The sequence below is a fragment of the Desulforudis sp. DRI-14 genome (assembly GCF_052618305.1).
In genome coordinates, this window is record NZ_JBQXEZ010000001.1 from 23,881 (window position 1) to 50,043 (window position 26,163).

26 protein-coding genes and 1 pseudogene are annotated in these 26,163 nt (G+C 58.6%); 8 read left to right on the forward strand and 19 right to left on the reverse strand.

The window, feature by feature from the left end; translation table 11 throughout:
- Nucleotides 1-32: 32 nt before the first annotated feature.
- Both cheB and ACUM6F_RS00155 read right to left on the reverse strand, forming a co-directional pair.
- Nucleotides 33-1,085, reverse strand: a complete 1,053-nt coding sequence (gene cheB, locus ACUM6F_RS00150) for a chemotaxis-specific protein-glutamate methyltransferase CheB (protein ID WP_445347991.1) — start codon at nt 1,083-1,085, stop codon at nt 33-35.
- Complete coding sequence (locus ACUM6F_RS00155; protein WP_445347992.1) at nt 1,072-3,147, reverse strand: chemotaxis protein CheW; 2,076 nt, start codon at nt 3,145-3,147, stop codon at nt 1,072-1,074. Before ACUM6F_RS00155 ends, cheB begins: the two co-directional genes overlap by 14 nt.
- A gap of 195 nt (nt 3,148-3,342) precedes the next feature.
- Here ACUM6F_RS00155 and ACUM6F_RS00160 point away from each other — a divergent pair, with 195 nt between their 5' ends.
- From ACUM6F_RS00160 to ACUM6F_RS00170, 3 genes are read left to right on the forward strand one after another with little or no spacing between them, the layout of a single operon-like run.
- A complete protein-coding gene (locus ACUM6F_RS00160; RefSeq protein WP_445347993.1) occupies nt 3,343-4,140 on the forward strand; it encodes a flagellar motor protein in 798 nt (265 codons plus the stop codon).
- Complete coding sequence (locus ACUM6F_RS00165; RefSeq protein WP_445347994.1) at nt 4,118-4,900, forward strand: flagellar motor protein MotB; 783 nt, start codon at nt 4,118-4,120, stop codon at nt 4,898-4,900. The genes ACUM6F_RS00160 and ACUM6F_RS00165 overlap by 23 nt, the downstream gene beginning before the upstream one ends.
- 31 nt (nt 4,901-4,931) lie before the next feature.
- A complete protein-coding gene (locus ACUM6F_RS00170) occupies nt 4,932-5,354 on the forward strand; it encodes a chemotaxis protein CheW (protein ID WP_445347995.1) in 423 nt (140 codons plus the stop codon).
- A 201-nt stretch (nt 5,355-5,555) separates the two neighbouring features.
- Here ACUM6F_RS00170 and ACUM6F_RS00175 read toward each other — a convergent pair whose 3' ends face one another.
- A complete protein-coding gene (locus tag ACUM6F_RS00175; protein ID WP_445347996.1) occupies nt 5,556-6,908 on the reverse strand; it encodes a M15 family metallopeptidase in 1,353 nt (450 codons plus the stop codon).
- A 148-nt stretch (nt 6,909-7,056) separates the two neighbouring features.
- Nucleotides 7,057-7,449 (reverse strand): hypothetical protein, encoded by a 393-nt coding sequence (locus tag ACUM6F_RS00180; protein WP_445347997.1) that lies wholly within the window; start codon nt 7,447-7,449, stop codon nt 7,057-7,059.
- A 260-nt stretch (nt 7,450-7,709) separates the two neighbouring features.
- Between ACUM6F_RS00180 and ACUM6F_RS00185 the strand changes: the two genes are divergently transcribed.
- Genes ACUM6F_RS00185 through ACUM6F_RS00205 form a run of 5 tightly spaced genes read left to right on the forward strand, consistent with a single transcriptional unit; the run spans nt 7,710 to nt 12,469 of the window.
- A complete protein-coding gene (locus ACUM6F_RS00185; protein ID WP_445347998.1) occupies nt 7,710-8,189 on the forward strand; it encodes a GbsR/MarR family transcriptional regulator in 480 nt (159 codons plus the stop codon).
- 5 nt (nt 8,190-8,194) lie between these two features.
- Nucleotides 8,195-8,905 carry an ABC transporter ATP-binding protein gene (locus ACUM6F_RS00190; protein ID WP_445347999.1) on the forward strand — a complete coding sequence of 237 codons (711 nt, stop codon included), beginning with the start codon at nt 8,195-8,197 and terminating at the stop codon, nt 8,903-8,905.
- A complete protein-coding gene (locus ACUM6F_RS00195; RefSeq protein ID WP_445348000.1) occupies nt 8,905-11,289 on the forward strand; it encodes an ABC transporter permease in 2,385 nt (794 codons plus the stop codon). The genes ACUM6F_RS00190 and ACUM6F_RS00195 overlap by 1 nt, the downstream gene beginning before the upstream one ends.
- 16 nt (nt 11,290-11,305) lie before the next feature.
- The gene (locus ACUM6F_RS00200; RefSeq protein ID WP_445348001.1) at nt 11,306-11,749 is read left to right on the forward strand and encodes an efflux RND transporter periplasmic adaptor subunit; all 444 of its coding nucleotides are present in this window, start codon (nt 11,306-11,308) and stop codon (nt 11,747-11,749) included.
- 39 nt (nt 11,750-11,788) lie between these two features.
- On the forward strand, nt 11,789-12,469 hold the full coding sequence (locus ACUM6F_RS00205) for an efflux RND transporter periplasmic adaptor subunit (RefSeq protein WP_445348219.1): 681 nt from the start codon (nt 11,789-11,791) through the stop codon (nt 12,467-12,469).
- 49 nt (nt 12,470-12,518) lie between these two features.
- Here ACUM6F_RS00205 and ACUM6F_RS00210 read toward each other — a convergent pair whose 3' ends face one another.
- From ACUM6F_RS00210 to nifH, 15 genes and pseudogenes are all read right to left on the reverse strand, one after another.
- On the reverse strand, nt 12,519-12,779 hold the full coding sequence (locus tag ACUM6F_RS00210; RefSeq protein ID WP_445348002.1) for a DUF5395 family protein: 261 nt from the start codon (nt 12,777-12,779) through the stop codon (nt 12,519-12,521).
- A gap of 11 nt (nt 12,780-12,790) precedes the next feature.
- Complete coding sequence (locus tag ACUM6F_RS00215) at nt 12,791-13,972, reverse strand: anaerobic nitric oxide reductase flavorubredoxin (protein ID WP_445348003.1); 1,182 nt, start codon at nt 13,970-13,972, stop codon at nt 12,791-12,793.
- A gap of 169 nt (nt 13,973-14,141) precedes the next feature.
- Nucleotides 14,142-15,428 (reverse strand): hydroxylamine reductase, encoded by a 1,287-nt coding sequence (hcp, locus tag ACUM6F_RS00220; protein WP_445348004.1) that lies wholly within the window; start codon nt 15,426-15,428, stop codon nt 14,142-14,144.
- 357 nt (nt 15,429-15,785) lie between these two features.
- Complete coding sequence (locus ACUM6F_RS00225; protein ID WP_012301551.1) at nt 15,786-16,445, reverse strand: ATP-binding cassette domain-containing protein; 660 nt, start codon at nt 16,443-16,445, stop codon at nt 15,786-15,788.
- A gap of 1 nt (nt 16,446) precedes the next feature.
- Entirely contained in the window at nt 16,447-17,130 is a 684-nt protein-coding gene (gene modB / locus ACUM6F_RS00230) for a molybdate ABC transporter permease subunit (RefSeq protein WP_445348005.1), read from the reverse strand.
- An 11-nt stretch (nt 17,131-17,141) separates the two neighbouring features.
- Complete coding sequence (gene modA, locus ACUM6F_RS00235) at nt 17,142-17,912, reverse strand: molybdate ABC transporter substrate-binding protein (protein WP_445348006.1); 771 nt, start codon at nt 17,910-17,912, stop codon at nt 17,142-17,144.
- A gap of 179 nt (nt 17,913-18,091) precedes the next feature.
- Nucleotides 18,092-18,997, reverse strand: coding sequence for a beta/alpha barrel domain-containing protein (locus tag ACUM6F_RS00240; protein WP_445348007.1), 906 nt, complete (start codon nt 18,995-18,997; stop codon nt 18,092-18,094).
- An 80-nt stretch (nt 18,998-19,077) separates the two neighbouring features.
- The gene (locus ACUM6F_RS00245) at nt 19,078-19,908 is read right to left on the reverse strand and encodes a radical SAM protein (RefSeq protein WP_445348008.1); all 831 of its coding nucleotides are present in this window, start codon (nt 19,906-19,908) and stop codon (nt 19,078-19,080) included.
- Nucleotides 19,909-19,922: 14 nt separating this feature from the next.
- Nucleotides 19,923-21,269 (reverse strand): nitrogenase component 1, encoded by a 1,347-nt coding sequence (locus ACUM6F_RS00250; protein WP_445348009.1) that lies wholly within the window; start codon nt 21,267-21,269, stop codon nt 19,923-19,925.
- On the reverse strand, nt 21,269-22,732 hold the full coding sequence (locus tag ACUM6F_RS00255; protein ID WP_445348010.1) for a nitrogenase component 1: 1,464 nt from the start codon (nt 22,730-22,732) through the stop codon (nt 21,269-21,271). The genes ACUM6F_RS00250 and ACUM6F_RS00255 overlap by 1 nt, the downstream gene beginning before the upstream one ends.
- 73 nt (nt 22,733-22,805) lie before the next feature.
- A pseudogene (locus ACUM6F_RS00260) lies at nt 22,806-24,065 on the reverse strand (nitrogenase component I subunit alpha); the annotation flags it as partial.
- A gap of 12 nt (nt 24,066-24,077) precedes the next feature.
- The gene (locus tag ACUM6F_RS12665; protein ID WP_479684181.1) at nt 24,078-24,215 is read right to left on the reverse strand and encodes a hypothetical protein; all 138 of its coding nucleotides are present in this window, start codon (nt 24,213-24,215) and stop codon (nt 24,078-24,080) included.
- Nucleotides 24,216-24,242: 27 nt separating this feature from the next.
- Nucleotides 24,243-24,608: a P-II family nitrogen regulator gene (locus tag ACUM6F_RS00265; RefSeq protein ID WP_425620216.1), complete on the reverse strand. Its 366-nt coding sequence runs from the start codon at nt 24,606-24,608 to the stop codon at nt 24,243-24,245.
- A 59-nt stretch (nt 24,609-24,667) separates the two neighbouring features.
- The gene (locus tag ACUM6F_RS00270) at nt 24,668-24,985 is read right to left on the reverse strand and encodes a P-II family nitrogen regulator (protein ID WP_425620217.1); all 318 of its coding nucleotides are present in this window, start codon (nt 24,983-24,985) and stop codon (nt 24,668-24,670) included.
- A gap of 18 nt (nt 24,986-25,003) precedes the next feature.
- The gene (nifH, locus tag ACUM6F_RS00275; RefSeq protein WP_425620218.1) at nt 25,004-25,831 is read right to left on the reverse strand and encodes a nitrogenase iron protein; all 828 of its coding nucleotides are present in this window, start codon (nt 25,829-25,831) and stop codon (nt 25,004-25,006) included.
- Nucleotides 25,832-26,163: the final 332 nt, after the last annotated feature.

Genomic DNA, 26,163 nt, shown 5'->3' on the forward strand with positions numbered 1-26,163 from the left:
TTCCCTTCTTATCGGCCGTATGCTGATAACCTTTATACTTCGCTGCTGATTTCGGCGGCAATTTCGTGCAGCGGCACCACCTTGTCGGCAGCACCCGCTTCAATGGCCGCAGCAGGCATACCAAACACCACGCTGGTCTCCCGGTCCTGGGCGATCGTCCGCCCGCCTTTGGCCTTGATCAGCGCCATCCCCCGGACGCCGTCACGCCCCATACCCGTCAGCAGGACCCCCAGGGTACCGGACCCGTAAACGGCGGCGGCTTCGGCCATTACGTCATCAACCGAAGGGCAGAAACCGCCGGGCGGTAGGGGACTGTTTCTAGCCTTTAGGATAACTTTAACAGTGTTTCCTTCTTTGCGCAAGAGAAAATCTGAACCTGAAGGCGCCACAAGTATTTTCCCCGGCTCAAGAACGTCATTCTCGGACGCATGCACTACTTTAAGCCGGCACTGCAGATCCAGGTGATGGGCCAGGGAAGCGGTGAACCCTACAGGCATGTGTTGCACCACGATGACGGGAAAAGGCAATGATGCCGGAAGTTTCGGCAGGATAAGGCGCAAGGCCGCAGGTCCTCCGGTCGAACAGCCGATGACCGCTGCCTTCACCTTCTGCCCGCGCTGCGGGGCGCCCGCCGTTGGGGCCTCCGGCCCCACCTCTTTCCGGACAGCGGCCTTGATAGCCCGAAACCGCGGCGCCGCGGCGGCCAGCTTGATCTTGGCGATGAGCTCGGCGGCCACCGTCCTCACCTGGATACCGGACTCCGGCTTGGTTACAAAATCAAAAGCCCCGTAACTCAGGGCCGCTACCGTAACCTCGCTGCCCCGGCGCGTATGGGCGCTAAGCATAATGACCTGGCACGAGTGCTCGGCGACTATCCTCTTTAACGTATCCAGCCCGTCCATGACGGGCATTTCCACATCGAGGACAACAACATCGGGAAACGTTCTGGGGATGGCCGTCAGCGCCTCCGTCCCGTTAGCCGCCGTACCGACCACCTGCAGGTCCCTGTCCTCTTCCAGCAGGCGCTTGAGCGTGACCCTTAAGACTGCGGAGTCGTCTACGATTAGTACTTTAACAGGCTGCATTTACCGCCTTTATTCTCCCTTTTTCTTCTTTGCTCTGTTTTATCATGGCCCGCACGTCAAGGATCAGGGCTACCCGGCCGTCGCCGAGGATGGTCGCTCCTGACAAGCCGCGGATCTGACCGAGATAATCCCCCAGAGATTTGATGACGATCTCCTGGTCGCCAAGGAGCGTGTCCACAAGTACGCCGGCCCGCTCACGCCCAGAGCCGACCACCACCACATACTGCATTTCGCCCGCGGCTTTAAGCCCGAAGAACCTGTCCAGCCGGATGAGCGGCAGAACCGAGCCGCGCAACATGACAAACTCGGCCTCGCCGACGCGGTTGATGTCCTCCGGCCGTACCTGGATGATCTCCGTCACGTGCCCCATCGGGAAGGCATAGGTCTGGCTGCCCAGGTTAACGAGCAGCGAACGGATAATCGCCAGGGTCAGCGGCAGCTTGATCGTGAACTTGGTCCCCGCTCCCGGCTCGCTTTCGACGTCGAGGGTGCCGTTGATGCGCTCGACGTGGGTGCGGACGATATCCATGCCGACCCCGCGCCCGGATAGGTCGCTGACCGTATCGGCCGTCGAAAACCCGGGCAGGAAGATAAGCTCGTAGGCGTCTTCGTCTTCCATCCTATCCGCTTCTTCCCGGGAGATCAACCCTATGGAAAGGGCCCTGGCCTTCAAGGCCTCCGCCTTCAGGCCCCGCCCGTCGTCCTGGATAATGATAAAGATGTGGTTTTCCCGGTGGTGGGCCCGGAGTTTGATCGTCCCCGCTTCGGGCTTGCCAAGAGCCAGCCTCTCTTCAGGAGATTCAATGCCGTGGTCCACGGCATTGCGAATAAGGTGAATCAACGGGTCGTTGATCAGTTCGATCACGTTGCGGTCCAACTCGGTCTCCCGGCCTTCAACCACCAGTTCGATTTTCTTGCCCAGCTTGTTGGAAAGGTCTCTTACCAACCGCGGGAAGCGGTTGAAAATCTGCGCGATGGGCAGCATCCTGGCCTTCATGATCTGATCCTGCAGGTCTCCGGCCACCTGGCCGAAGTGCCCCGAAATCTCCCTGAGTTCATCGACAAACGTTTCGATATCCTCCGTGCCGAGCAGCCCCAGAAGCCTGTCCAGGCGCGTGCGCTCGATAACCAGTTCCCCGACCAGGTTCATCATGTTGTCCAGCTTGCTCACGTCGATGCGGACGGTCTTTACCATCCCCTGCTCGCTGCTGCCGGCACCCGCAGCAGGCCGTTCTTTATTATTGCCGTTGCCAACCTCTTTGACCGCAGCGTCCGCCTTGGCGGAGGTCTTCACCGCCTCGCCGGCCAGGGCCTCGCGGTCCAAGCTTTTAACAGTAACCTCGGCCACGTCGGCCATGCTGGCAATCAGGTTCCGGAGTTCCTCGCCGTCTTCCTGCGAACAGTAGGTTAATTTTAGAGTGGTGCCGCACACCCCGTCTTTGATCTCGCCCGGGGAAGGAACAGAATCCTCAATTACCCCATGCGCACCCAGTGCTTCAATAATAATGAAAGCCCTTACAGCAGGCATCGGGCAGCTTGGTTCGAAAGTAACGCGGATTTCGTAGAGGGAGTCGCCCCTGGCAATGTCGCGGTGTCTATCTTCTACAGGTTTAAGGTCGTTTTCCAGGACGGTGTCTTGAGCAATGGGCGCCACCGCTTGGGGGAAAGGCGCCTGGCCGCCCGATGCCTGGCAGCCGCGCAGCTTTTGTACAATAGACCCCGTATCCACGCCGTCCGTATCCCTGCCGAGAATTTTCTCACGCAGTCCCCGCAAGGCATCCAGAGCCTCAAAAAGGACGTTGACAAGCCAGGGAGAGACTTCCAGCTTTCCCCCGCGCAACGCATCGAGCAGGCTTTCCAATTCGTGGGTGAGCGATGCAACATCCTCGAACCCCATCATTGCCGAAGAACCCTTGATGGTGTGCGCGGCCCGGAAGACCTCCTGAAGGACGTCGGAACGGGCCCCCTCGCGTTCCAGAGTCATAAACCCTTCCGTCAGGACCTGGATCTTCTCGTCCATTTCATCGAGAAAAACGCCCATTTCTTCGGCGGAAAAATCCAATTCCCTTCCCCCCCCCTAAGGTTCCTCGAACACGTCATTTATGTTAAAAACATAAAGGCCTTTATTTCTTAGTCGGCAACATAGCAAACAAGCTTTACAACATCATGTTCTACATTATCATGTTCTACATTAAGGGTTTAGGAATGGATGTTGCCTACCGATTAGTTAACTAACAGCATTTTTGGGAGGACACCTATGGACTTAATTACGCTTATCGGCATTACGCTGGCATCAGCGATGCTGATCCTCGCTTTTACGATGGAAGGCGGGCATATCGGGATGCTCCTGAAGCCCACTTCCATAATGATCGTTTTCGGGGGTACCATCGGCGCCACCCTGGCCGGAGCGTCCCCAGACCAGATCCGTTCAATACCGCAGAGCTTGAAAGCTATTCTATTTCAGAAACTGCCTGAAAAACAAGAAGTTATCGAGCAAATGGTGTGGCTGGCCGAAAAGGCGCGCCGGGAAGGCCTGCTTTTCCTGGAAAACCATCTCTCCGAAATACCGGACCCTTATCTCCGCAAAGGCCTGCAGCTCGTCATCGACGGAGCCGAGCCGGAGGTGGTCCGGTCGGTAATGGAGAACGAGATGTACGCGATCGAGGAACGCCACCGCAAAAGCCGGGAGCTTTTTGAAGCCGCCGGCGGGTACGCCCCTACCATGGGGATTATCGGTACGGTCATGGGCCTGATCCACGTGCTGGCGAACCTGTCCAACCCGGAAACCCTGGGACCTGCCATCGCCGTGGCCTTTACCGCGACACTGTACGGCGTCGCCTCGGCCAATGTCGTCTTCTTCCCTATCGGGATGCGCTTGAAAACGATCAGCGAGCAGGAACTGATGATCAAGGCGCTCATGCTGGAAGGCGTTATCGCCCTTCAGGCCGGCAACAACCCGATAATCATCCGTGAACGGCTGAACGCCTTTGTCAGGCCGAAGAAGAACCAGGGTGACAGAAAGGGAGAAAAGGATGTCGTCGCCGAGAAGACTTAGACGCCATGGCGGAGGACATACAAACAACGAGCGCTGGCTGATCACATACGCCGACCTGATTACCCTGTTGATGATTTTCTTTGTTGTTCTTTACACCTTCAGCAATGTCGATGCTAAAAAATTCCAGGCTATCGCCGAGTCCCTGTCCGGCGCGCTGGGGGGCGAGGTAATCTTTGAAAATCCCCTCATCACGCAGTCGGAACCGGCGACGGATGCTAACCTGAGAGATCTCGAAAACCTAGGTAAGGTCAAGGAACAGATCGAAAAACTGATCGCGGAGGAAGAACTGGTGGGGACCGTCACTGTCAATGCCGAAGAACGCGGCCTGGTGATCAGCATCCAGAACACGGTCTTCTTTGCCTCGGGTTCTGCTGACTTGACGCCGTACGCCAGGAAAATCATCAGCAAGGTGACGACTATCCTCGGCCAGGTGCCCAACCTGGTGCGCGTGGAGGGACATACCGACAACCTGCCGATCAACACCACCCGTTTTCCCTCGAACTGGGAACTTTCGGTGCTCCGCTCCACCAGCGTGGTGCACGAAATGATCCGGAACGGTCTTCCTCCCCAGCGTATCAGCGCTAGCGGATACGGAGAGTTTCGACCCAAAGCGCCGAACGACACGGAAGAACACCGGCAGCAGAACAGGCGCGTGGATTTCGTCATCCTGCGGGAAGGCCTCCGTGCCTCCGAGCCGGGGGCTGTCCAGAAGCCCCGCCTGGAAGACGTTATCCCGCCGCTGGAGCCGGTTCGCTATTAAGTCTAAGGATTACTTGGAAGGAGGGTCCATCTTGGAACAGCTTCAGGAGGGTCAGCTCATCGTTTTTGAACTCTTAGGCCAGCGCTACGCCATCCCGGTCCTCAAAACACAGGAGATTATCCGCATGACCGAAATCACACCGGTCCCTCAGACGTCAAAATACGTCGCCGGGATCATCAACCTTCGCGGATCCATCGTCCCGGTGATCGACCTCAACAAGAGGATGGGGCTCCCGATGTCGGAGTCGAACAAGGACTCCCGGATTATCGTCGTCGAACACCAGGGACAAAGCATCGGCATGATCGTCGACCGCGTGCAGGAAGTCGCTCATTTTACTCCCGACGAAGTAGAAGACACGTCGGGAACGGTCGACGGCAACGCCTTCGTGGGAGGCATCGTCAAGAAAAAGGACGCGCTCTGGCTGCTCCTGGATGTGGAGAAAGTCGTGGGCTAACGCTCAATTCTTCGGATTGAGCGTCAGTCAGCAGTTAGAAGTTGGCCTTGAAGGCATTCCTGTTCAGGAATGCCTGTTCTATTTCGGTCGTCGGTCGTAAGTCGTCGGACTCGAAGGCCTTCCCTTCCGGGAATGTCTAATCTTCCGACAACGGAGAGCTAACAGCCGTCGTGATCATCCGGACCCTTAAGACCTGGCTTTTTACAACGGTACGTCCAGCGGTGGATACAGGTTGGCGCCGGGAGCGTCAAAGTGCCACCACTCCAATGGCAGGGGAATAAAGCCTTCCGCCTTCATGGCTTCTTCCAGAATCGCGCGGTGTGACCGGGCCGCCGGGGAAACGTTCTGGTAACTGCGCGCAGCTCTGGGGCTGAACTCGTCGAAACCCGTCGGCATCTCGACATCCCTACCGTCGATGGTGACCAGTGTACAGTCCACAGCCGCTCCACGGCAGTGATACGAGCCGGCCCAAGGGTCAGCGAGGTAAATGCTGTCACGAACCCTGGAGTAAAGCTGCCGGTGGGCACTGAGCGGCCTGTAAGCGTCGTAGATTTTCAAACGGTAACCTTTTTTTTGCAGAGCTGCATTAACCTCTTTAAGGCGTATAGCAACATCTGCTACCAGGTACGGCCTGGCGTCTTTAGGGTAAATAGCCTTACCGGCCACATTGTTATGCGTTGCATAGCGCAGTTCAACGGCGATGGTGGGATCGATTTCGGTAACGTCCACCAGCGGCGGGCTGATAACCCGGGCGAACGGCTCCAGGTCTGATATCTTGTAGACCAGGAGAGTGGCGCTGACAACACGCGCCACACTCGTAACCGGCCTAACCAGCCGGCCGCCGGACGAAGCCTCCGCCAGTTTTCGGGTCAGTTTTTCGGGGTCGGCCACAGGACCGACGTCTGTTCCTTCAGTGAGAATCAGGCCGTGCGTCCGGCGCAACGCCGGTTTTGACCGGCCGTTCGCCCCCGCCGAACGGTTAATCCCGAAAAGAATCGCCGGGGTCGTTCGAAGTTTGTCCTTCGACAACAGCATGCCATCCAGCATACGCCTGTGCCATGGCGCCGTATGGTCGCCGACCATCTCCACATACCCCAGGACGGCGAACGTGCCTTTGTTGCGCTCTTCGATGCCGCGGTACAGGCTGTCGATGCTTATGGACTTGCCGGGAGGCAAATAATAGATGCCCATTGGTGCGGCGCTGTCGCTGAGGCCGGCCAAGGAGCGGGCGTTCAGCAGGTTCGAGGATACAGACAGCTTATCCCCCGGGTTCAGGGGGTCCTGAACAAAGGCCCGGCCGTTTAAGATAATGAACTGCGTCTCCTTTGATCCGAGGTAAGATGCGCTTCCCTGTCCCAGTGCCGCTTTGACGCCCCTCAGATCGACCTGCCGAAAGGAAGTGTCCTCGGCTGTCAACAGGTAAGCTACAGTACTATGGCCGAACGCGGCAACGCGCAGGTAACCCCGGTCAACGTCCCGGGCAAGGACAAGCATAAACAGCAAAGCCAGCGAAAAAAGAACAAGGTATCGTATACAGCGTTTAGCGTAGCGCATTAAGGCCTCCCGAAAACCCTTTACATGTGTTTTCGGGAGCTACCGCCCAACACTGAAGCTGTTTTAGTCACTCCAATATACAAACCTGTCGTCAGAAAACAAGCCCATTGGGGTCCTGGAAGCTGGTATAAGCGTAAGCATTAGTGTTTTAAGGTGTTCCGGCCAGGCCCAAGAGGCCCGCCAGGATCAGCAACACTGTCCAGAGAACGATACCGCTTCCCATCCACAAGCACAGGCGGCCGGTTGATGCTCCCAGCAGGAGACCCAGCGCAGCACCCAATGGTGCGCCGGTCAGCAAGGAAGCTAACAGAAGGCGTTGGTACCGCCCCCTCGCAACCACTGGATCACGCCGTTTGAACAACCGCGCCCGTACTTGTTCACCGAGAAAAACGACGGCCAGTATGCCGGCAACAGCGCCACCGGCGGCGGCAATGCCCGTCGCGACAGGGTGCAGCCCCAGGGCTAGGCCGGCGGGAACGGCCGCCCACAATTCGACCGCACCCAATCCAAACACTGTTAAAAGCTTGATTGCCTGTTCCACGGTACGATATCCCCTTTTTCAAGGTACTATACACTATATCTCCTTGCCAGGTTTCACGTCAGATTATTTGTGCTGAGCAGGCTGACGGTTCGCCGGTCCGTGGCTATCCCTGATTAAAACATAGTAACGATAATTTTTGTATTTACTTTGTTTAATTGTAATTAAACTAATTAGCTAATATAATAACACCAAGATCAAAGACCGGATGGTTGATTAGCTGCTTCTCCCGGAGAGAGGTGTGGGAAACGGACTTGCCAGAGTTGGATTTTATCGAAGAAATGGGGCTTCTGATGGAGAAGCACGGCGGCTCGAAAACCCTTGGCCGGGTGTTCGCCTACCTCATCCTGGCCGACCAGCCAAAAACGCTGGACGAGATAGCGGAAGATTTGCTTTTCAGCAAAGCCACCGCTTCCCTGACGATACGCCAGGGACTGATGCTGCGGTTTTTTGAAAAGGTCAGCATCCCGGGAGAACGCAAAACACATTACCGGGTCAACGCGCGTTCCTGGATCAACGCTATGTCCGCCAAGTTGAAGGCGATCCAGGAATGGGAGAATCTCGTCGACAGCGGGTTAAGCCTTGTCTCCCCCGGCAACCAGGCCGCCAGGGAGAACCTGGAGGTCCTGAAAGACTACTTTGACTTTTTACGCTGGTATTTTGCGGACATAACCGAGCAGTACGAGCGCTGGAAGAAAGGCGGAATCAATCCGCAGAAGCAAAGACCCAAAGGGAATGTGTAACTACTATGACGCAGAATGTCCTGATGAGACTGGACAGGGTCACTAAAACATACACGATGGGCGAGGTGGTCGTGGAGGCCCTGAAGGAAACCTCGCTGGACATCTATGAAGGCGAGATCCTCGTGATCCTGGGGCCCAGCGGCTCGGGCAAGAGCACCTTGCTGAACCTGATGGGAGGCATGGACCGGCCGTCCAGCGGGTCGATCTACTTCCGGCAGGAAAACCTGAGCGCGGCCGGGGATGCCAGACTGACCCTTTTCCGGCGTCATGAGGTGGGCTTTGTGTTTCAATTCTACAACTTGATCCCCGACCTGACTGCCAGGGAAAACGTCGACCTCGCCGCCAACCTCGTGGACAGCCCGCTGTCCACCGTCGAAGTCTTAAGGGAAGTCGGGCTGGAAAACAGGCTCGACCACTTCCCTTCCCAGCTCAGCGGCGGTGAGCAACAGAGGGTGTCGATCGCCCGCGCCGCCGTCAAGAACCCGCGCCTGTTGCTCTGCGACGAGCCCACGGGCGCCCTGGACCACCAGACCGGCAGAATGATCCTGGGCCTGCTGGCGAAGATCAATCAAAAGCGCGGCAGTACGGTAATCATCGTCACGCATAACACCGTTATCGCCGACATGGCCGACCGCATCGTGCGGATAAGCAGCGGCAAAATCGTGGAAATCCGCGTCAACCAATCCCCCGTTTCCCCCGAAAGGATCGAATGGTAATGGCCGGAAAAGTCCTTGCCAAAAAACTCTTGCGCACCATCTGGAACACCAAGGGGCAGTTCCTGGCCATCACGGCCGTGATTACGATCGGCATCCTGGTCTATATCTCCATGACCACAACCTTTTACAACCTTAACCGGTCAAAGGATAAGCTCTATAGGGAAACCGGCTTCGCCGACTACTACTTCCACGTCATCAAGGCCCCTCAGCAGGTGACCAGACAGGTTGAAGCCGTTCCGGGAGTCGTCAAGGTCACTGGACGCATTCAGAAAGACATCCCCCTGATCAAGGACGGCAACCAGAGGGGAACGGTGCGCCTGGTAAGCTATCCCCTGCCGATGAACTCCGAAGTGAACAGGGTTCATTTGCTCTCCGGCCGTCTGTTCGAAAAAGAGCCGCCAAGCGGCGGGATTGAGGTCCTGGTTGATCCCCAGTTTGCCGCGGCCAACCGCCTCGGTGTTAACGACACCATCACCGTCGTTGCGGAAGGCAGGCGCATTTCTTTGACCGTGGTGGGCACCGCGACCAGCCCCGAGTTCGTCTACCCGATCAAGGACGCGGCCAGCCTGCTCCCCGAGCCGGAGACATTCGGCATCGTGATGCTGCCTCTCAACCAGGCGCAGCAGGTATTGAACCTGCCCGGACAGGTCAACCAGCTCGTGCTGAAGCTGGCCCCGGGCGCAGACGAGGAAAGGATCGCCGCACAGGTTAGAAGCATCCTCAAACCTTACGGCGACCTGGCCGGCTACCCCCGCAAGCAGCATCTGAGCGACGTCGTCCTGCAGGGAGAGCTCGACCAGTTGCGTACCACGGCCCGTACTATGCCCGCAATCTTCCTCGGCATCGCCGCCGCCATCCAGTTCGTTATGCTCGGCCGCATGGTTAGAACGCAGCGTCTGCAGATCGGCGTCATGAAGGCCATCGGCTATACCAGCCGGGAAATCATCGCGCATTATACCGGATACGCCCTGGCGGCGGCTGTCTCCGGGGCTGTGCTGGGTACACTTTGCGGGTGGTCCTTGTCTTCTGCCTTCTTAAAGCTATATGCTGAGTTTTTCAACCTGCCCGAGACTGTCGGCGGAATCCACTGGCAGACTGTCGCCTACGGTTTTCTGCTCAGCCTCGGTGTGGGAACAACCGCCGGGCTGTTGGCCTCCCACGGCATCGTCACCATCAACCCTGCCGAATCGATGCGCCCGGAGCCGCCCAAGGGCGGCGGCAGAGTCTTTCTTGAGAGATGGGCCCGGCTCTGGCAAAGGCTGGACCCGTCATGGAAGATGGGCTTGCGGACCGTGCTGCGTAACCGGATGCGCTCCGGCGTAACGCTGGTGGGGGTCATTTTCGCGGTGGGTTTGCTGATTATCGCCGTCTTCTCCAAAGACTCGGTCGATTACATACTCCGGGAGCATTTCCACAGGCAGCAGCACTACGACTACCTGGTCCGTTTTACCGCCCCCGTAAAGGAATACGAGCTGCTGAACCTGTCCCGTATCGACGGCGTCGTGAGAGCAGAGCCGATACTTGAGGTGCCCGTGAGGATGCACTTCCAGGGTCGTTCGAGGGAAGACATCCTCCTCGGGCTGCCCCCGGACGTATCGCTGAAGGAGCTGGTCAACGACACGGGGCAACGCATGCCTCTGCCCGAGGAAGGGATGCTCATCAGCCAGCGAACAGCCGAGAAGCTGGGAGTGCAGGCAGGTGACCGCGTCATCGTGGAGACACTGCTCGGTTTCGGCCCCTCCCGTACCGCCGGCGTAAAAGTCGCGGGCATCAACAGCCAGCTTATCGGCAGCGCATCTTACGTTACCCTGGAGCAGGCCAACCGGGCTCTCCAGGAGCGGCAGCTCGTATCCGGAACCATGCTGAAAGTCGACCCGGGCAAAGCGGAATACGTTGAGAAACAGCTTAACGATATGACAGGAGTATCTTCCATCCTCAGCCGCCAGAAGGAACTAGCGGCCTTCAACAAGAACCTGGACAGCCTCGTCTACTCGATTGCCGTCATGGTCGCCTTCGCCGCAGTGCTGGGCTTTGCCATTGTCTACAACTCTGCTGTGATCAGCTTTGCCGAACGCAAGCGGGAACTGGCATCCCTTAGAGTGGTGGGCTTTACAGCCCGGGAGGTTTCCGGGCTGCTCTTTAAGGAAAACCTGCTGCAAACGCTTCTGGGCGTGGCCCTGGGCCTGCCGTTCGGTCGCATGATGGCGGAAGCCTTCATCAAGGCCTCCAGCAGCGATCTCTTCACCCTGCCGGTGGTGATCTATCCGTCGACCTATTTCATCGCTGCCTTGGGAGGGATTTTCTTTATCTGGGTCGCCCACCTCTTCGCCGCTAAGGGAGTCAAGCGGCTGGACCTGGTCGAGGTGCTGACGAGCAAAGATTAACCGGGAGGATTCACGTATGAAGCTGAGCAAGAAAGTCTACCTGGGTGTCGGGGTTCTGGCAGCAGCCGTTGTGGCCGGGTTAATGCTTTCGAGCGCCGGCACGGAGGTCGAAACGGTGGAGGCCCGGTCCGGCGGCATTATTCGTACGGTTGAAGATACGGGTTACGTGCAGGCCTCCACCGACTACAGCCTTTATGCCGCCCAGGGCGGCAGGGTGATTAAAGTTGCTGTCGAAGCCGGACAGCCGGTTAAGCAGGGGCAAACCCTGGCCATGCTGGAAAACCTGGACCTGGCCGTCCAGGCAAACGATGCCCGCACCCAGCTGGCCAACGCACGTGCCGCCGAAGCCGGCGCGCAGGCGGCGCTGGAACGCACCAGGCTGGAACTGAACGATGCCAAAGAGAACCTGGCCCGTATGAGCGAATTGCTGGCCGCCGGAGCGGCCACCCAGGCGGAGTAGGAAAAAGCGCAACTGCTGGTAAAGACTTACGAACAAGGGCTGAAAGAACAGCAGGCCCGTCAAGAAAGCGCCCGGGCGCAAGCAGCCGCCTTGGAGAAAGTCCTGCAGGACCTTACCGCCAAAGAGCAGCAACTGGCGGTCAAGAGTCCGGCCGCCGGCGTCGTGCTGGACGTAGCTGCAAAAAAGGAGCAGGTGCTGGTCCCCGGCAGCCTAGTCGCAACGGTGGCCGTGCTGGACCGGCTCGAAGTCAGGGCTGACATTCTAAGCGACGACCTGCGGGAGGTGCGAGTCGGTCAGAAGGTTGCCGTCTCCGCGCCCGCCCTGGGCGAAAAGGTACTGCAAGGCGAAGTCAAGAAAATCTACCCGCGGGCGGAGGAAAAGCAATCCGCGCTGGGGATCGTCCAGCGGAGGGTCCCGGTCATCATTTCCTTAAGCGAAACAGCGAATCTTAAGCCTGGGTACGAGGTCAACGTGGCCATCGAAACCTTCAGGAAGCAGAACATGTTGATCATCCCGAGGGAGGCCGCGCGCACGCTGGAAGACGGCCGGAAACAGGTCAAGGTCGTGGTTGACGGGCGTGTCCGGCATCGCCTGATCGAAACCGGGGCCAGCGACAGGGAGAACATCGAGGTTATCGACGGCTTGAGGTCAGGAGACCTGGTTGTCAGAGACGGAAGCCTCGATCTGGCGGAAGGCGCCAGGGTTAGGTGTAGAATTTAGGATTTAGGACGTGAGAATAAACGCTCCCTTGGGGAGCGTTTTCGTTTAACTACAGCTCGAAGGTGACGGCCCGGTTGAAGTAATGGGAGTGGTACTGCCGGTACCACGTGGGAATGGAATCAAAATCAAACTTCATCAGCACGTTGATCCTTGAACCGGGGCTGAGCCGGCCGGTTGCCACGAGAGCTTGCTTCAGCTGCTCGTCCAGGTCGTCCAGGCTTCGGCCGCTGGCCGTAATGGTCCCGTTATTGCTGCTGGCGACCCACTGTTCGCCGTCGTAGATAAGCTTAAGCTCCAAATCGGCCTTCAACGTCAGCCCCCCTAACGTATCTTATCCGCGAACGCCTCGCCGAACGCCTCGCATTCCTTGAGGTTCTCGGGCGCGGGGTCCCATTTCATCTTGAGGGGTTCCGCGATGATTTCGATGCCCGCCTCGGCCAGTCTGTCCTGAATGATTTTCGGGGACTCCCCGCTCCAGCCGTAGGAACCGAAGGCCGCCCCGACCTTACCCTTAAACTTCAAGCCTTTAATCACCTCAAGGATGGCCGCCGTATTGCTCAAGACGCTCCGGTTGATGGTAGAACTGCCGACGATCACGCCCCTGGCCTTGAACACCTCGGTCACGACGTCGGCCTTGTCGCTCTTCCCCAGGTTGAAGAGCTTGGCCCCCACTCCCTTGTTCTCCAGCCCCCTGGCGATGGCCAGGGCCATCTTCCTGGTCGCGCCCCACATCGTGTCGTACAGGATCGCCACCGTGCCCTCGTGATAACCGCTCGCCCACTGCTCGTACTTCTCCACGATCTGCAGCGGGTTATCGCGCCAGATGATGCCGTGGCTTGGGGCGATCATGTCTATAGGTAGGTTCAAGCTCTTGATTTCCGCGGTTTTCTTCTTCACCAGGTCGCTGAAGGGGGTCAGGATGTTGGCGAAATACTTGATGGCTTCCTGGAAGAGCTCGCCCTGGTCGACCTGATCGTTGTACAGGGACGACGACACGTAGTGCTGCCCGAAGGCGTCGTTGGATAAGAGCACGTTGGCCCCGGCGACATAGGTGGCCATGGAGTCCGGCCAGTGGAGCAGGGGCATCTCCACGAAAACAAGCTTGTACTCGCCGAGGTCGACACTATCCCCGGTCTTGACGGCGTTGAAGTTCCAGTCCTTGTGAAAGTGCCCCTTGATCATCGCCGCCCCGTTCCGGGTGCAGTAGATCGGCGTATCGGGGATTTTCTCCATTAAGTAGAGGAGGCTGCCGGCGTGGTCCTGCTCGGTGTGGTTGATGACGATGAGGCTTATGTTTTCCAATCCTATTTCCCTGTCCAGCTCCTCCGCAAACTCTTCATGAAACGGAGTCCAGACCGTGTCGACCAGGGCGATTTTCTTGTCCCTGATTAGATAAGAATTGTAGGTCGAACCGCGGTGCGTGGAGAATTCCTCGCCGTGAAACCGCTTGAGCTCCCAGTCCCTAACCCCCACCCAGTAGATGTTTTTTTTGATCTCCAGCATCAATGCTCACGCTCCCTTCATAGACGATGGAGTGCCGTATCATCACAGATCTTTCCAGCTATTATACCAGCAAAACTGCCCGGGATATACTGCAGAATAATACAGCACGTAGGAAAAGGCCCGCCGGGCCAATACCGGGCGGGCCTTTGGTGTTCCGACAATTATCTGGTTAGCCAAGGATGGCCTTGATGTCCTCGTCGGGGGTCGTGATCATCCGCAGGTTGTAGTTCTCCTGAATGACTGCCAGGACGTTCGGCGTCAGGAAGGCCGGGGCCGTGGGGCCGATCCGGATGTTCTTCACGCCCAGGTGCAGCAGGGTCAGCAGGATGGCGACGGCCTTCTGCTCGAACCAGGACAGCACCAGGGTCAGCGGCAGGTCGTTGACGCCGCAGTTGAAGGCCTTGGCCAGGGCCAGGGCGACCTGGATGGCCGAGTATGCGTTATTGCACTGGCCCATGTCCAGCAGGCGCGGAATCCCGTCGATGTCGCCGAGGTCCAGGTGGTTGAAGCGGTACTTCCCGCAGCCGAGGGTCAGCACCACGCAGTCCTTCGGCAGCTTCTGCACGAACTCGGTGTAGTAGCTGCGCGCAGCCCTGGAACCCTCGCACCCGCCGACCAGGAAGAAGTGGCGGATCTTGCCCGCCTTGACGGCCTCCACGATCTTGTCGGCGATGGAGAGCACGAAGTTGTGGTGGAATCCGGTCGTCAGAACGCCGCCTTCCTTCTCGGGCAGGGATCCGAGAGCCTTGGCCTTTTCGATGACAGCCTTGAAGTCCCGGTTTTCAATATGCGTTACGCCTGGGAGACGGGCGATCCCGCAGGTGAACATGCGGTCCTTGTAGGACTCCTTCGGGATCAGGACGCAGTTGGTGGTACCCAGGATGGCGCCGGGAAACTCTTCGAACTCCTTCTTCTGGTTCTGCCACGCGCTGCCGTAGTGGCCGGCCAGGTTCGGGAACCTCTTCAGGACGGGGTAGGCATGGGCCGGCAGCATCTCGCCGTGCGTGTAGACGTTGACTCCCTCAAGCTCGGCCTGGCGGAGCAGCTCGTACAAATCCAGCAGGTCGTGCCCGGTGACCAGGATCGCGGGGCCCGGCTTGAAGCCCGTCGAAACCTCCACCGGCGTGGGGGAACCGAACCGTTCCACATGGGCCTTATCCAGGAGTTCCATCGCGCGGAGGTTCATCTCGCCGCACTTCAGGACCTTCTGAATGTGGTTCCCAAGATCAAAGTTGACGTTGGTCAGAGTGGTAAACAAAGCGTCGTGCATGAAGGCGTCAATCTCTTCATCGCGCGCCCCCAGTTCCCGGGCGTGATAGGCGTATGCAGCCACACCCTTGAGCCCGATCAGGAGGGTATCCTGCAGGCTGGCGATGTCCTCGTTCTTGCCGCATACCCCGATCTTGGTGCAGCCGGTGCCATTGGCGGTCTGCTCGCACTGGTAGCAAAACATCATGGTTTCTACCCCCTGTAATTCTTTTTTTCTAAGTTACCAGACAACTAAAACGTGAAACTATGATCTGGATCACACCGGGAGTTTGATGTTTGTCACACTCTCATCTGTGTTAGTAGTCAACGACCGGGGGATATGATGAATCACTAGGCACTAGGAGACCGCTGAAAAACTGCGCCTGGCTTTGTCAGGCTACCGCCCGGTGCTCACGTACCACCCAGCACTCAATGAATCTTTGCAGAGTAAAGGTCTGCGCTCGGTTAATCAGACTGCGACTCATGGAAACATAGTTCAGCAACGAATTGAGTGCTGGGCAGGCGAAGTATTTCAACAGGCCCCGCCGGGGCAGGGCGCCGGCGCTCAACCGGCGGCAGCGTTTTGTCTCGTCCGCCCGTTTTCCAGGTGGATGATGACGTCTCCCAGAATCCGCGCGTCCTCATCGTCGTGAGTGACAAGGATGAAAGGAATCCGCCATACCCGCTGCAAATGCTTCAATTCCCGCCGCAGTCTCGCCCGGGTGTCACTGTCGAGCGCGCTCAGAGGTTCATCCAGGAGGAGCAGCTTCGGCTGTGTGGCCAGCGCCCTGACCAGGGCCACCCGCTGCTTTTCCCCGCCGGAGAGCTGCCCGGGATACCTGTGAACCAGGTGTCCGACACCGAAGGCATCCAATAAGTCAACGGGTTTCAGGCGGCCATTCGCAGTCCTGGCCTTTTGACTCTTAAACCCGTACATCACGTTCTGGCCCACCGTCATATGCGGGAAGAGCGCATAGTCCTGAAAAAGATAACCCACGCCCCGCCGGCGGGCCGGAATATTGATCCCCTTCAACGACGAGTACAGGGTTGTTCCATCCAGCTCAATGGAACCGTACGACGGCTGCAGCAGCCCGGCAAGACAGTGCAAAGCGGTGGTCTTCCCCGCTCCTGACGGGCCCTGGAGCACCACAATCTGGCTGTCGACCTTCAGTCTGACTCTGAGGTCGAAGTGCCAGAGTTTTTTGCCGAAACTGGCTTCCAGCATCTCACTCACCGTCCCTGCGGTTGTGCCGTTTCGCCCAGCGGTTCACCCAAAAAACAACCGCGAAGCTGAAAACGGTAATGATGGCAACAAGTCTCCCGGCTGTAACGTTGTCCCCCGACTCAACGGCAAAGTAGATGGCCAGAGGAACAGTCTGTGTCTGCCCGGGAATATTTCCTGCCACCATCAGCGTAGCGCCGAATTCGCCCAAAGCACGGGCGAAAGAGAGAACGAGCCCGGCAAGAATCCCGGGCCAGGCCAGGGGCAGCGTAACCGTAAGAAAGACTCGCGTTTCGCCCGCTCCCAGGGTCCTCGCCGCCTTCTCGTAGTTGACGTCAACGCTCTTGAAAGCCGCCATGGCGCTCTGATACATCAGGGGAAAGGCGACCACGGTAGAGGCCAGCACGGCCGCCCACCAGGTGAAGACCAGCGTGATCCCCAGGCTGTCCAGGAACTGGCCGATCACGCCGTTTTTGCCGACCAGCATCAGCAGGCCGTAGCCGATCACCGAAGGCGGGAGCACCAGCGGCAGGGTTATCGCCGCTTCAAGCACGTCCTTGCCGAAGAATTCCCGCCGGGCGAACAGGCGAGCCAGGGGCAACGCCAGGCCAACGACAACGATGACGGCAATCAGGGCCACCCGGAGGGAAAGCAGCACCGGATGCCAGTCAACCGCATGTTCCAACATCGCTGCGCCACCTACCGGCCAAGCGGCTTAAAGCCGTGTTCGGCAAAGATCTTGGCAGCTTCATCGCTCGCAAGAAAAGCCGCAAAAGCTTTCGTCTCTTTCCGGTGTTTGGTTGTCTTGATGATAGCCATCGGGTAGACAATAGGTCCGTGGGAGTCTTCCGACGCTACGGCCACGATCTTGATGCCCTGCCCGGCCATGGCGTCGGAGCGGTAGACCAGGCCCGCATCAACGTTACCGGTCTCGACGTAGGTCAGGACCTGGCGGACATCCTTGGCTAATACCAGTCTGGGTTGGAGTTCATCCCAAAGCCCAAAGGTGGTCAAGGCTTCCCTGGCATACTTGCCCACCGGCGCCGTTTCCGGATTGGCCACGCAGACTCTGGCGACACTCTCGTCAGCCAGACCGGGGAACCCGGAAAGTGTGCTTTCCTGCCCGGCGATAAGGACAAGCTCGTTGCCCAGGATGTCCCGGCGTGAGTCCTTGACAATCAGCCCTTTTTCGGCCAGGGCGTCCATCTGTTCAGTCCCGGCCGAAATGAACAGATCCACCGGGGCGCCTTCTTCAATTTGCTTCTGCAGGGTTCCGGAGGAGGCAAAGTTGAATGTGATACTTATCGCAGGGTTTTCATCAGTGTAAATGGCTGCAAGTTCTTCAACGGCATCCTTAAGGCTTGTCGCAGCCGAAACGGTTAGACCAACCGCTTCCGCTTTGTTCGCCGGTTCCTTACCCGGACTCCCGCAGCCTGCCAGGAGTCCCGCAAGAACAAGAAGCGTAGCCATAAAAGCAACAGCCTTCTTCACAAGCCTCCATCACCTTTCCAAGCACATACAATTAGAGCAAGGCCAACGTAAACATCGACAAGGCTTCCTCGTCCGGGGCCAAAACGTTGGCGAGCGCAACGATAAACTCCCGGAAGTCTGCTACCGCCTTTCGCATATCTGTTTCCTCCCGAACAGTTTTAAAGAGTGCCGGTGGCCAACCGATATCTCGTCTGTTCTCCGTTTCGCAAAGCCCGGTTAAAAGCCCCCAGAGTCAACCCGTAGTCCCGGCTGAAGAATGCAGTTCTCTTTCTAACGGAGTTTACCCATTCCTCCAGCATTGCCAGTTCGGTTTCCTCACGGACGACTTCCATCCCGTAGAACTGCCGGAGCCCGCGGGCGACCGCGCTTAGCGAGGCATTTCCGGCCCGCTCTCCCAGACCGTTGACAGTGACATCGAGATAGGTTGCCCCGCCCTTAACAGCCGCCAGGGTGTTGGCCGTGGCCATGCCGAAGTCGTTGTGGGCGTGAAACTCCAGAGGGATGTTGAGCTTGTGCGTCAGATCCGCTATGGCGTCCCGCGACCGGAAGGGGTCAAGCACCCCTACCGTGTCGCAGTACCGGAGGCGGCAGGCGCCGGCTTTCTCCGCCGCCCGCGCAAACTCTCGCAGGAACGCCGGGTCAGCCCGGGACGCATCCTCGGCTCCCACCGCAACCTCCCGTCCCGGAGCAACAGCCAGGGCCATCATCTCCTCCAGCCGTGCCAGTAACCAACTCCTCGTCCGCCCCAGCTTATGCTCCAGATGAATGTCCGATACCGGGAAAGAGATGTGCAGGCAAGTCGCGCCGCAGGCCAGCGAGGCCTCGATGTCAGACGGATGGGCGCGGTTCCAGGCCAAGACCCGGGCACGGAGGCCGGCGCCGAGGACCGCACGGACGGCCTTCTGTTCGTCGACCCCCATGGCCGGAATGCCGGCCTCAATCAACTCTACCCCCAACCGATCCAGGGCACAAGCAATAGCCGCCTTTTCCTCGGTGGAGAACACCAGGCCGGGGGTCTGTTCTCCGTCCCTTAACGTGGTATCGACAAGAAAGACTTGCGGCATAAAGCACCATCCCCTTTTACAAATACCCAACACCCAGAACCGGCGCTTGCGTTTAGTTACAGGCAGTCTTGAAACAGCGCCTACAAATGTGCAGAAGATGACAGTAAGCCATAAGCGTCCGCCCGGCACTGGCGGCACCAGCCCATCTGCTGTAAAACGCGGCCGGCGTGCTGCCGCACGGCACGCAGTTGCTCTTGTGTCGGACGGGACAGGTGTTTGAAGGAGCCGGCCGGATACAGCGGCATGATGTTCATTAGGCGCACCCCCAGCTGCTTGACGGTGAGGGCGATCCTCCTTGCATGCGCCTCGTTGATGCCCGGGATGAGCACCGTGTTTACCTTCACCGCAATGCCTCGGGCAACCACCTTTTTGATACCATCCAGCTGGTTGCTGATCAACCGCTCGGCAGCTTCTTCCCCGTAAAGGCGCCGGCCGCCGTACTCCACCCACTCGTAAACCCGTGCCCCGATCTCAGGATCAACAGCATTGACCGTTACCGTAAGCGCTTGAACCCGCAGCGCATGCAGTCGCTCGGCGTTTTCGGGAAGAAACAGGCCATTGGTGCTCAGGCACTTGATGACCCCCGGAAACTCGGCACCGAGCAGTTCAAAGGTGCGGAAAGTCTCCTCGTTGGCCAAGGGGTCGCCTGGTCCGGCAACGGCCGCCACTCTGATCCGGGGTTCCTCGGCCAGCGCGCGGCGAAAGGCCGCGAGCGCATCCTCGGGGCTGATCACTTTGCTTGATGCTCCCGGCCGGCTCTCGTTCGCACAGTCAAGCTTGCGGTCGCAGTAACCGCACTTGATGTTGCACCGGGGAGCAACCGGCAGGTGCATCCGCCCAAAGCGGTGGTGAGCGCCGGGATTGAAACAAGGATGGCCTTTTAAGCCGGCATCGGGCAGTACATTCAGCATCACCGGGCACCTCCCTAAATCATCTGCCAAACCGGCGCCTTAAGGACGGCCAGTATGTCGCGGGCGAAATTCAGGAAGCCGCTGTAACCGGCATAAGGACCGCTTTCCTGCGGGAAGACGGTGAAAGGTACGCCCAGTTTGTGCGCCGTCCACTTCTCCCGCGTCCCGCCGGCAATAACATCGGGGCGGTACTGCCGGATAAAGCGGATCAGTTCTTCCTCGTTGACGTCGTCGACCAGTGCCGTTCCCGGCTTAACGTCCTGCCACGCCGCCTGGTAATCCTCCTGGCCGCCGAACTGGCTGCCGGCGACCAACACCTCCAACCCTAGCTCGCGGTAACCCTTGAGCATCGAACCGATCCGGGAACCGCCGAAGAACAGGCCCACTCTTTTTCCCGCCAACTCCCGGCGGAAACGTTCAATCTCTCGGGATACCGACGCCTCGCCCGCGGCGATCACTGCTTCGGCAGCCTCGCGCAGGTTGAACCATTCTCCCAAACGGCGCAGTGCATTGTTCGTTTCAGTGATCCCGAAGAAGGAGCCCTTAATGAAAGGCACGCCGTATTTGCGCTTCATTTCCTCGGCAATCAGGCCGCCAGTGCGCCGGCAGTGAACGACATTCAATTGAACACGGTGCGCCCGGGCCAAGCTGTCCACCGAAACGTCTCCCGTAACAGCCGAGACCACGTTTATCCCGACGCGCGCCAGGAGGCTTCTGATCACCTTTAAGTCCCCCATCACGTCGTACTCCCCGAGGATGTTGACGTCATAGGGCCCGGGGACAACGTCGTCATTGCGTCCGATAAAATGATCAAGCAAGACCCGCGCCCCGATTTCGTGACCCGCTGCCTGGCTGGGTCCCACAAATCCGGGGCAGTTCACAGGCACGCAGCGCATCCCTGTAGCCTGCTCGGCCTGCCGGCAGGCGCGTTGCACATCGTCGCCGATAATCCCCGGAGCGCAGGTAACGTAGACCAGAACCGCTCTGTACCCGGGAAAGCGGTGCGCCAGTTCGATAAGTGTTCCAAGCAGCTTCCCTTCCCCGCCGAAGATGACCTCGTACTCGGTTATATCCGTTGAAAACACGGTGTACTTCTTCTTACGCACCGTTTCTCCGTAGTACGCACAGGATATAGGGCCGTGCACAAGGTGGACGACGTCCTTCAGCGGCGCCAGAAACCACCGCGCCCCGTAGTAAGCGCAAGCCCTCTGCGACAGGACGCCGGGAACGGTACGCCTGTCGCAAGCCGGCAGCACGGGCACGGCAATGTTCTTCAATGTGCCGTGCTCCGCCCGCGCCGCATCGAGAAAGGGAACACGCAGGGGCATAACACATCCGGAAGTCTCTTTAAGCATACTCATTACAACTGCTCCGTCCGGGCCCCGGGATAGCCGTAATCCAGAATGGCGTTTACCAGGTCGGCCAGGAAGCGTTCCCCTCCCCGGTAACCGATTATTGGACGCTTGTAATAACCGACGCGGTCGTAAACGAACAAACCGGCCCTGACAAGCGGTACGCCCAATTCTTTGGAGATGTCGACACCCTTGGAGTTCCCGATAATGACCTCTACGGGCATCTCCTTCAGCGCTTCCTCAAACTCGAACAGGTCACTGCCGTTTAGAATCAGCGGTTTGGCCCCGAACTCGCTGACGATCTCTTCGATGTCTTCGGTAAACGTCTTGGTCGCCGTTCCGCTCATTACGGCTACCGGCTCCATACCCAGCTCGCATACAAAGCGGGTAATGCCGGTGACGATGTCCGGGTCGCCGAAGACGGCCGCCTTCTTCATCATTGTGTGGTGCAGGGTATCGGCCATGAAATCGAGCAGCCGGCCCCGCTCCTTTTTCAGGGAGGGCGGGACCTCCCTGCCGGTGACCTGGGAAAGACGCTGGAGGAACAGGTCGGTGTACTTGACACCTATCGGCAACGGCCCGACAAAGGCCGGGATTTCGAACTTCTGTTCCAGGTAACGGGCCCCCAGCCCTCCTTCGTTTCGGCAGAGCGCAAAAGTGGCCAGAGAGTTTCCCATGTCTTCAACATCTGCCACCCGGGTGCCACCCTCAGGATAATAGGGCATGATCTGCGGCGGCATCAAAGGCGTGTCGAAGACGTCGCTGATGTCGAACAGGATATGCGCCTCGATGCCCATTTCGGCAAGCATATGTTTGATTTCCCGGATGTCTCCCGGCATCAGCATGCCGGGGATAATGTTCACCTTGTTGTTCGTTGTCGAGCGGTCCTTAGCCAGCGTCTCCAAAAAGGCCTTCGCGGCGCGGTCGTAGCCGGCGACGTGGGAACCGGCGAAACTTGGGGTGTTGACGAGGACGAGTTTAACCCGGTTCCCTTCCTCCTCTCCCAGTTCCTTAACGAGAAGCTTGCGGGCCTCCTTAATAAAACTGACCATGTCGTCGCCGATGATCTCGGATGAACAGGTCGTCACCACCGTGATTACGTCAGGCTTGTAGCGTACGACCAGGTTGCGGAGACCGTGCTTGAAGTTCTTGCGCCCCCCGAAAACGGCCGCGTCCTCGTGGAAAGAGGCGTTGGCGATTGACGCCGGCTCCTGGAAGATGCGGCAGAAGGTGTAACGTACGTACGTGGTGCAGCCCTGAGCGCCCTGGACGAAAGGTATGCCGCGGTGCATCCCCAGTCCGGCGAACATGGCTCCGAACGGCATGCAGGTCCGACAGGGGTTCATCACCACGGTACGATTACCGGAAGGGATGAGCGTCTCATCCCGGGGAACGTAGCTTTCACTGAGGGGCATCTTTTTGATAGCCAGCTGCTGGTAGGTGATGCCCTCGATCGGAATGTCTTTGGCCATAACTCCCTCCCCTTTACTAGCTGGTTAGATTTATTTAATGTTCTTTTGCCGGCACGCCTTGCCCCGGCATTACCTAAATGAGTTTCCAGACCGGCGCCGACACCGCTTGATAAATGTCCCGGGCAAAGTTGACGAATCCCGCGAAACCGGCATACGGTCCCTTCTCGTACGAATGCGAGTTCAGGGTGGCATAGCCCATCTTGCGCCCCAGAAACTTTTCCTTGAGCCCGGTCAGGAACAGGTCGGGCTTGCAGGTTTCGAGCATTTCCTCGATTTCAAACTCATTGGGGTTGTCGATGACCAGCACGCCGTTGGGAAGCTTCTCGTTAATTTTCTCATAGTCGTCCTCGTGGGCGAAGGTGCAGGCGCAGGCCACGACCTCCATCCCGAGCTCCTCCAGCACCTTGATCCAGTGCCATACGCGCGGCCCGCCTACATAGATGGCCGCCTTCTTGCCGCGCAGCCGTTCGCGGTAATACTCCAGGGCCGGCCAGACGCGAGCCATTTCCTCGGCAATCACGGCTTCCGCCCGCTCCTCAAGGCCGAACCACTTGGCCGTTTCCCGCAAGGCCTTGGAGGTCTGGTGCAGGCCGAACAAAGAGGCCCTGATATAAGGTACATCGTAGCCCTCCTTGATCAGGTCAGCGATGTAAGTCGCCGAGCGCTGGCAGTGCACGATGTTCAGCTTGGCGTCGGGCAGCTTCACCAGGTCCTCGATCGAGGCGTTGCCGGAAAAGGCGCAAAGGATGCGCACCCCGATGCGTTCAAAGAGCGGCAGGATCACGCGCAGGTCCCAGTCCATGTTGTATTCCCCGATCAGGACGGCATCATAGGGTGTCTTTTCCTCTTCTTTCATGCAGAGTTCGGGCCGCCGCTCCCGAAGCGCCCTTATCTGCGCGTAGAACTGGTGGTTGAAGTCGTGGTGCCCTCGGGATTGGCTTACGCCTGAGCAACCGGGAGACTCGATGGAAAAGATCGGTTTTCCGGTCTCCTTTTCCACCTGTTTGGCTACCGCCCTCACATCGTCACCGATCAGCCCGGTGGTACAGGTGGTAAACAAGATCAGGCCCCGGGCCTCGGGGAACAGTTGGAGTGCCTCAAGACACGCGTTTTTGAGCTTTTTCACCCCGCCGAAGACCACGTCTTTCTCCTGCATGTCGGTAACAAAACAGTAACGGCGGTTAAAAGCGCTATTGGTCAGCTTACCCGGCAAGGCCCAGGTATGCACGTCGGACATGTGCCTCCGGGTTGCCCACGTATAGAAGGCGCAGCCCACCGGTGCGTGCACCATCTGGATGATGTCGTTAATTGGTCCGCCCACGACCCCGCGGGCACCGGCGAACGCTCACCCGCGCTCGGTCATATCCCCGGGAATAGTAGGAGCGTTACACCGGGGGATGACAGGCTCAGCCTTGTCGTGGACGTAGGTGTGCCGGCCCCGTTCGGGAATGGCCGTATCGCATTTCAAGGTGATCAGGGGCACTTTTCTCCCTCCTTGCTCATATAAACGTTACTTGATGGCCGTTGGTCCGGTCTCCCCGGTGCGCATGCGTACCGCTTCCTCAATGGGTAGAACGAAGATACGCCCGTCACCAATCGCGCCTGTACGGTTAGTCGCCATGATTGTCTCAATCACTTCCTGCACCTGGTCATCATCGACAACGATAGTTAACATACGTTTAGGAACATAGGTCATATGCCCGTTTAAATCCACCAGGTTGGGATCGATCCTAAAGGTGAGCTCCTCGGCCACGCCCCGCTGTTTACCGCGTCCCAGTACTTTCTGGGCAGTCAGGGCGGGAAAACCCCTGGCTACAAGGGCCTCCTTGGTGGCATGCATTTTATTGGGCCGGATGATTGCCATAATTTCCTTCAACTTGTACTCCTCCCGGACGACCGCTGAGACGGTCCTCAGTTGTGTGGTTCCCGGCACCCCTACAGTTCCCGGCTGCCCGTCCTGATGGTGTAGGCGTCCTCAACCGGGCTCACGAAGATCTTGCCGTCGCCGAAGTTGCCGGTGTATCCGGCCCTGGCGATGATGCCCATGATCTCCTCGACCTTGCCGTCGTCGGCCACGATCATCAGCATCACCTTGGGAATCTCGTCGTAATGGACGCTGCCAACGCGAATGCCCATTTGCTTGCCGCGGCCGACCACGTCCATGCGGGTCAAGGCTGGGTAACCCGCCTGCTTGAGCTCGTCGACAATTTCATCCACCTTCTCGGGTCGTACGATCGCTCTGATCAGCTTCATCTTTTTTGCCTCCTCTTCTCAATCGAGCAGTCCGTATTTGACGACCAGCGCTTCCATCTCGTCCATCGTCATCGGGTCCGGGATGACGAAATGCCGGTTGTTGATGATCTTCCCGCCGAGTTCCCGGTAGACCATGGCCTGGCCGCTGTCCGGGGCGAACTGGGTGACCGTCTGGCGGTTGAACTCGGCCTTCTGGACAATGTTGTCGCGGGGCACGAACTGGATCATCTGAGTGCCTATCCTGGCACAAAACTCCTCCAGCAGTTCGCGCTCCCCGTCGACGTTGCGGCTGTTGCATATGATGCCGCCCAGGCGCACGCCGCTCTGCTCGGCGTACTTGACCATGCCGCGGCAGATATTGTTCGCGGCATAGAGGGCCATCATCTCACCCGAGGCCACAATGTAAATCTCCTGCGCCTTCCCTTCGCGGACCGGCATCGCGAACCCGCCGCACACGACGTCCCCGAGGACGTCAAAGAAAATGAAGTCGAGGTCCGAGGTGTAGGCTTCGCGCTCCTCCATCAGGTTGATGGCCGTGATTACGCCGCGTCCGGCGCAGCCCACCCCCGGTTCCGGCCCTCCGGACTCGACGCACTTAATGCCGCCGAATCCGGTATGCAGGACCTGGTCAAGGGTCACGGCATCTTCCCCTTCCTCACGCAGGGTGTCCATCACCGTGACCTGCGACTTGCCGCCGAGGATCAGGCGGGTAGAGTCGGCCTTGGGGTCACAGCCGTGAATCATGACCTTTTTCCCCCAGAAATAGCTGAGCGCCGCCGCCGTGTTCTGGGTTGTCGTGGATTTGCCGATACCGCCCTTTCCGTAGATCGCAACCTTTCTTGTCACCGTGAACCCTCCTTTTTGGTATTACGACTTCCTCAACCGTGTTTAGAAAAACAGAAAGCCCCTGGAACGGCCACATGCGTCGCCGGCAGGGGCTTCACTGCCCATCGGACGCTCCGGGAAACAAAAAGCCCCGGGGACTGCGCACGGCAGTCTCGCGGGGCACCGGTGCCCGGGCTTTCTGGCTTCCTTACCGTTTAACGCACCGCCTCGGGCGGCCGCCGGGGGCGATGTCGACGCCCCAAAAACAACAGGCGCCCTTCCAGGGCGCCATCGCTTGCAGACACTTCACTGTATCTACGGGTTAGTTTAAGACGGCCGGCTGCAAAAGTCAA

Bases quoted from the DNA above. Each gene is read 5' to 3' on its own strand.
- cheB (WP_445347991.1), bottom strand. From the start codon at position 1,085: ATGCAGCCTGTTAAAGTACTAATCGTAGACGACTCCGCAGTCTTAAGG.
- ACUM6F_RS00160 (WP_445347993.1), top strand. From the start codon at position 3,343: ATGGACTTAATTACGCTTATCGGCATTACGCTGGCATCAGCGATGCTG.
- ACUM6F_RS00165 (WP_445347994.1), top strand. From the start codon at position 4,118: ATGTCGTCGCCGAGAAGACTTAGACGCCATGGCGGAGGACATACAAAC.
- ACUM6F_RS00175 (WP_445347996.1), bottom strand. From the start codon at position 6,908: ATGCGCTACGCTAAACGCTGTATACGATACCTTGTTCTTTTTTCGCTG.
- ACUM6F_RS00190 (WP_445347999.1), top strand. From the start codon at position 8,195: ATGACGCAGAATGTCCTGATGAGACTGGACAGGGTCACTAAAACATAC.
- ACUM6F_RS00195 (WP_445348000.1), top strand. From the start codon at position 8,905: ATGGCCGGAAAAGTCCTTGCCAAAAAACTCTTGCGCACCATCTGGAAC.
- ACUM6F_RS00200 (WP_445348001.1), top strand. From the start codon at position 11,306: ATGAAGCTGAGCAAGAAAGTCTACCTGGGTGTCGGGGTTCTGGCAGCA.
- ACUM6F_RS00215 (WP_445348003.1), bottom strand. From the start codon at position 13,972: ATGCTGGAGATCAAAAAAAACATCTACTGGGTGGGGGTTAGGGACTGG.
- hcp (WP_445348004.1), bottom strand. From the start codon at position 15,428: ATGATGTTTTGCTACCAGTGCGAGCAGACCGCCAATGGCACCGGCTGC.
- ACUM6F_RS00225 (WP_012301551.1), bottom strand. From the start codon at position 16,445: ATGCTGGAAGCCAGTTTCGGCAAAAAACTCTGGCACTTCGACCTCAGA.
- modB (WP_445348005.1), bottom strand. From the start codon at position 17,130: ATGTTGGAACATGCGGTTGACTGGCATCCGGTGCTGCTTTCCCTCCGG.
- modA (WP_445348006.1), bottom strand. From the start codon at position 17,912: ATGGCTACGCTTCTTGTTCTTGCGGGACTCCTGGCAGGCTGCGGGAGT.
- ACUM6F_RS00240 (WP_445348007.1), bottom strand. From the start codon at position 18,997: ATGCCGCAAGTCTTTCTTGTCGATACCACGTTAAGGGACGGAGAACAG.
- ACUM6F_RS00245 (WP_445348008.1), bottom strand. From the start codon at position 19,908: ATGCTGAATGTACTGCCCGATGCCGGCTTAAAAGGCCATCCTTGTTTC.
- ACUM6F_RS00250 (WP_445348009.1), bottom strand. From the start codon at position 21,269: ATGAGTATGCTTAAAGAGACTTCCGGATGTGTTATGCCCCTGCGTGTT.
- ACUM6F_RS00255 (WP_445348010.1), bottom strand. From the start codon at position 22,732: ATGGCCAAAGACATTCCGATCGAGGGCATCACCTACCAGCAGCTGGCT.
- ACUM6F_RS00270 (WP_425620217.1), bottom strand. From the start codon at position 24,985: ATGAAGCTGATCAGAGCGATCGTACGACCCGAGAAGGTGGATGAAATT.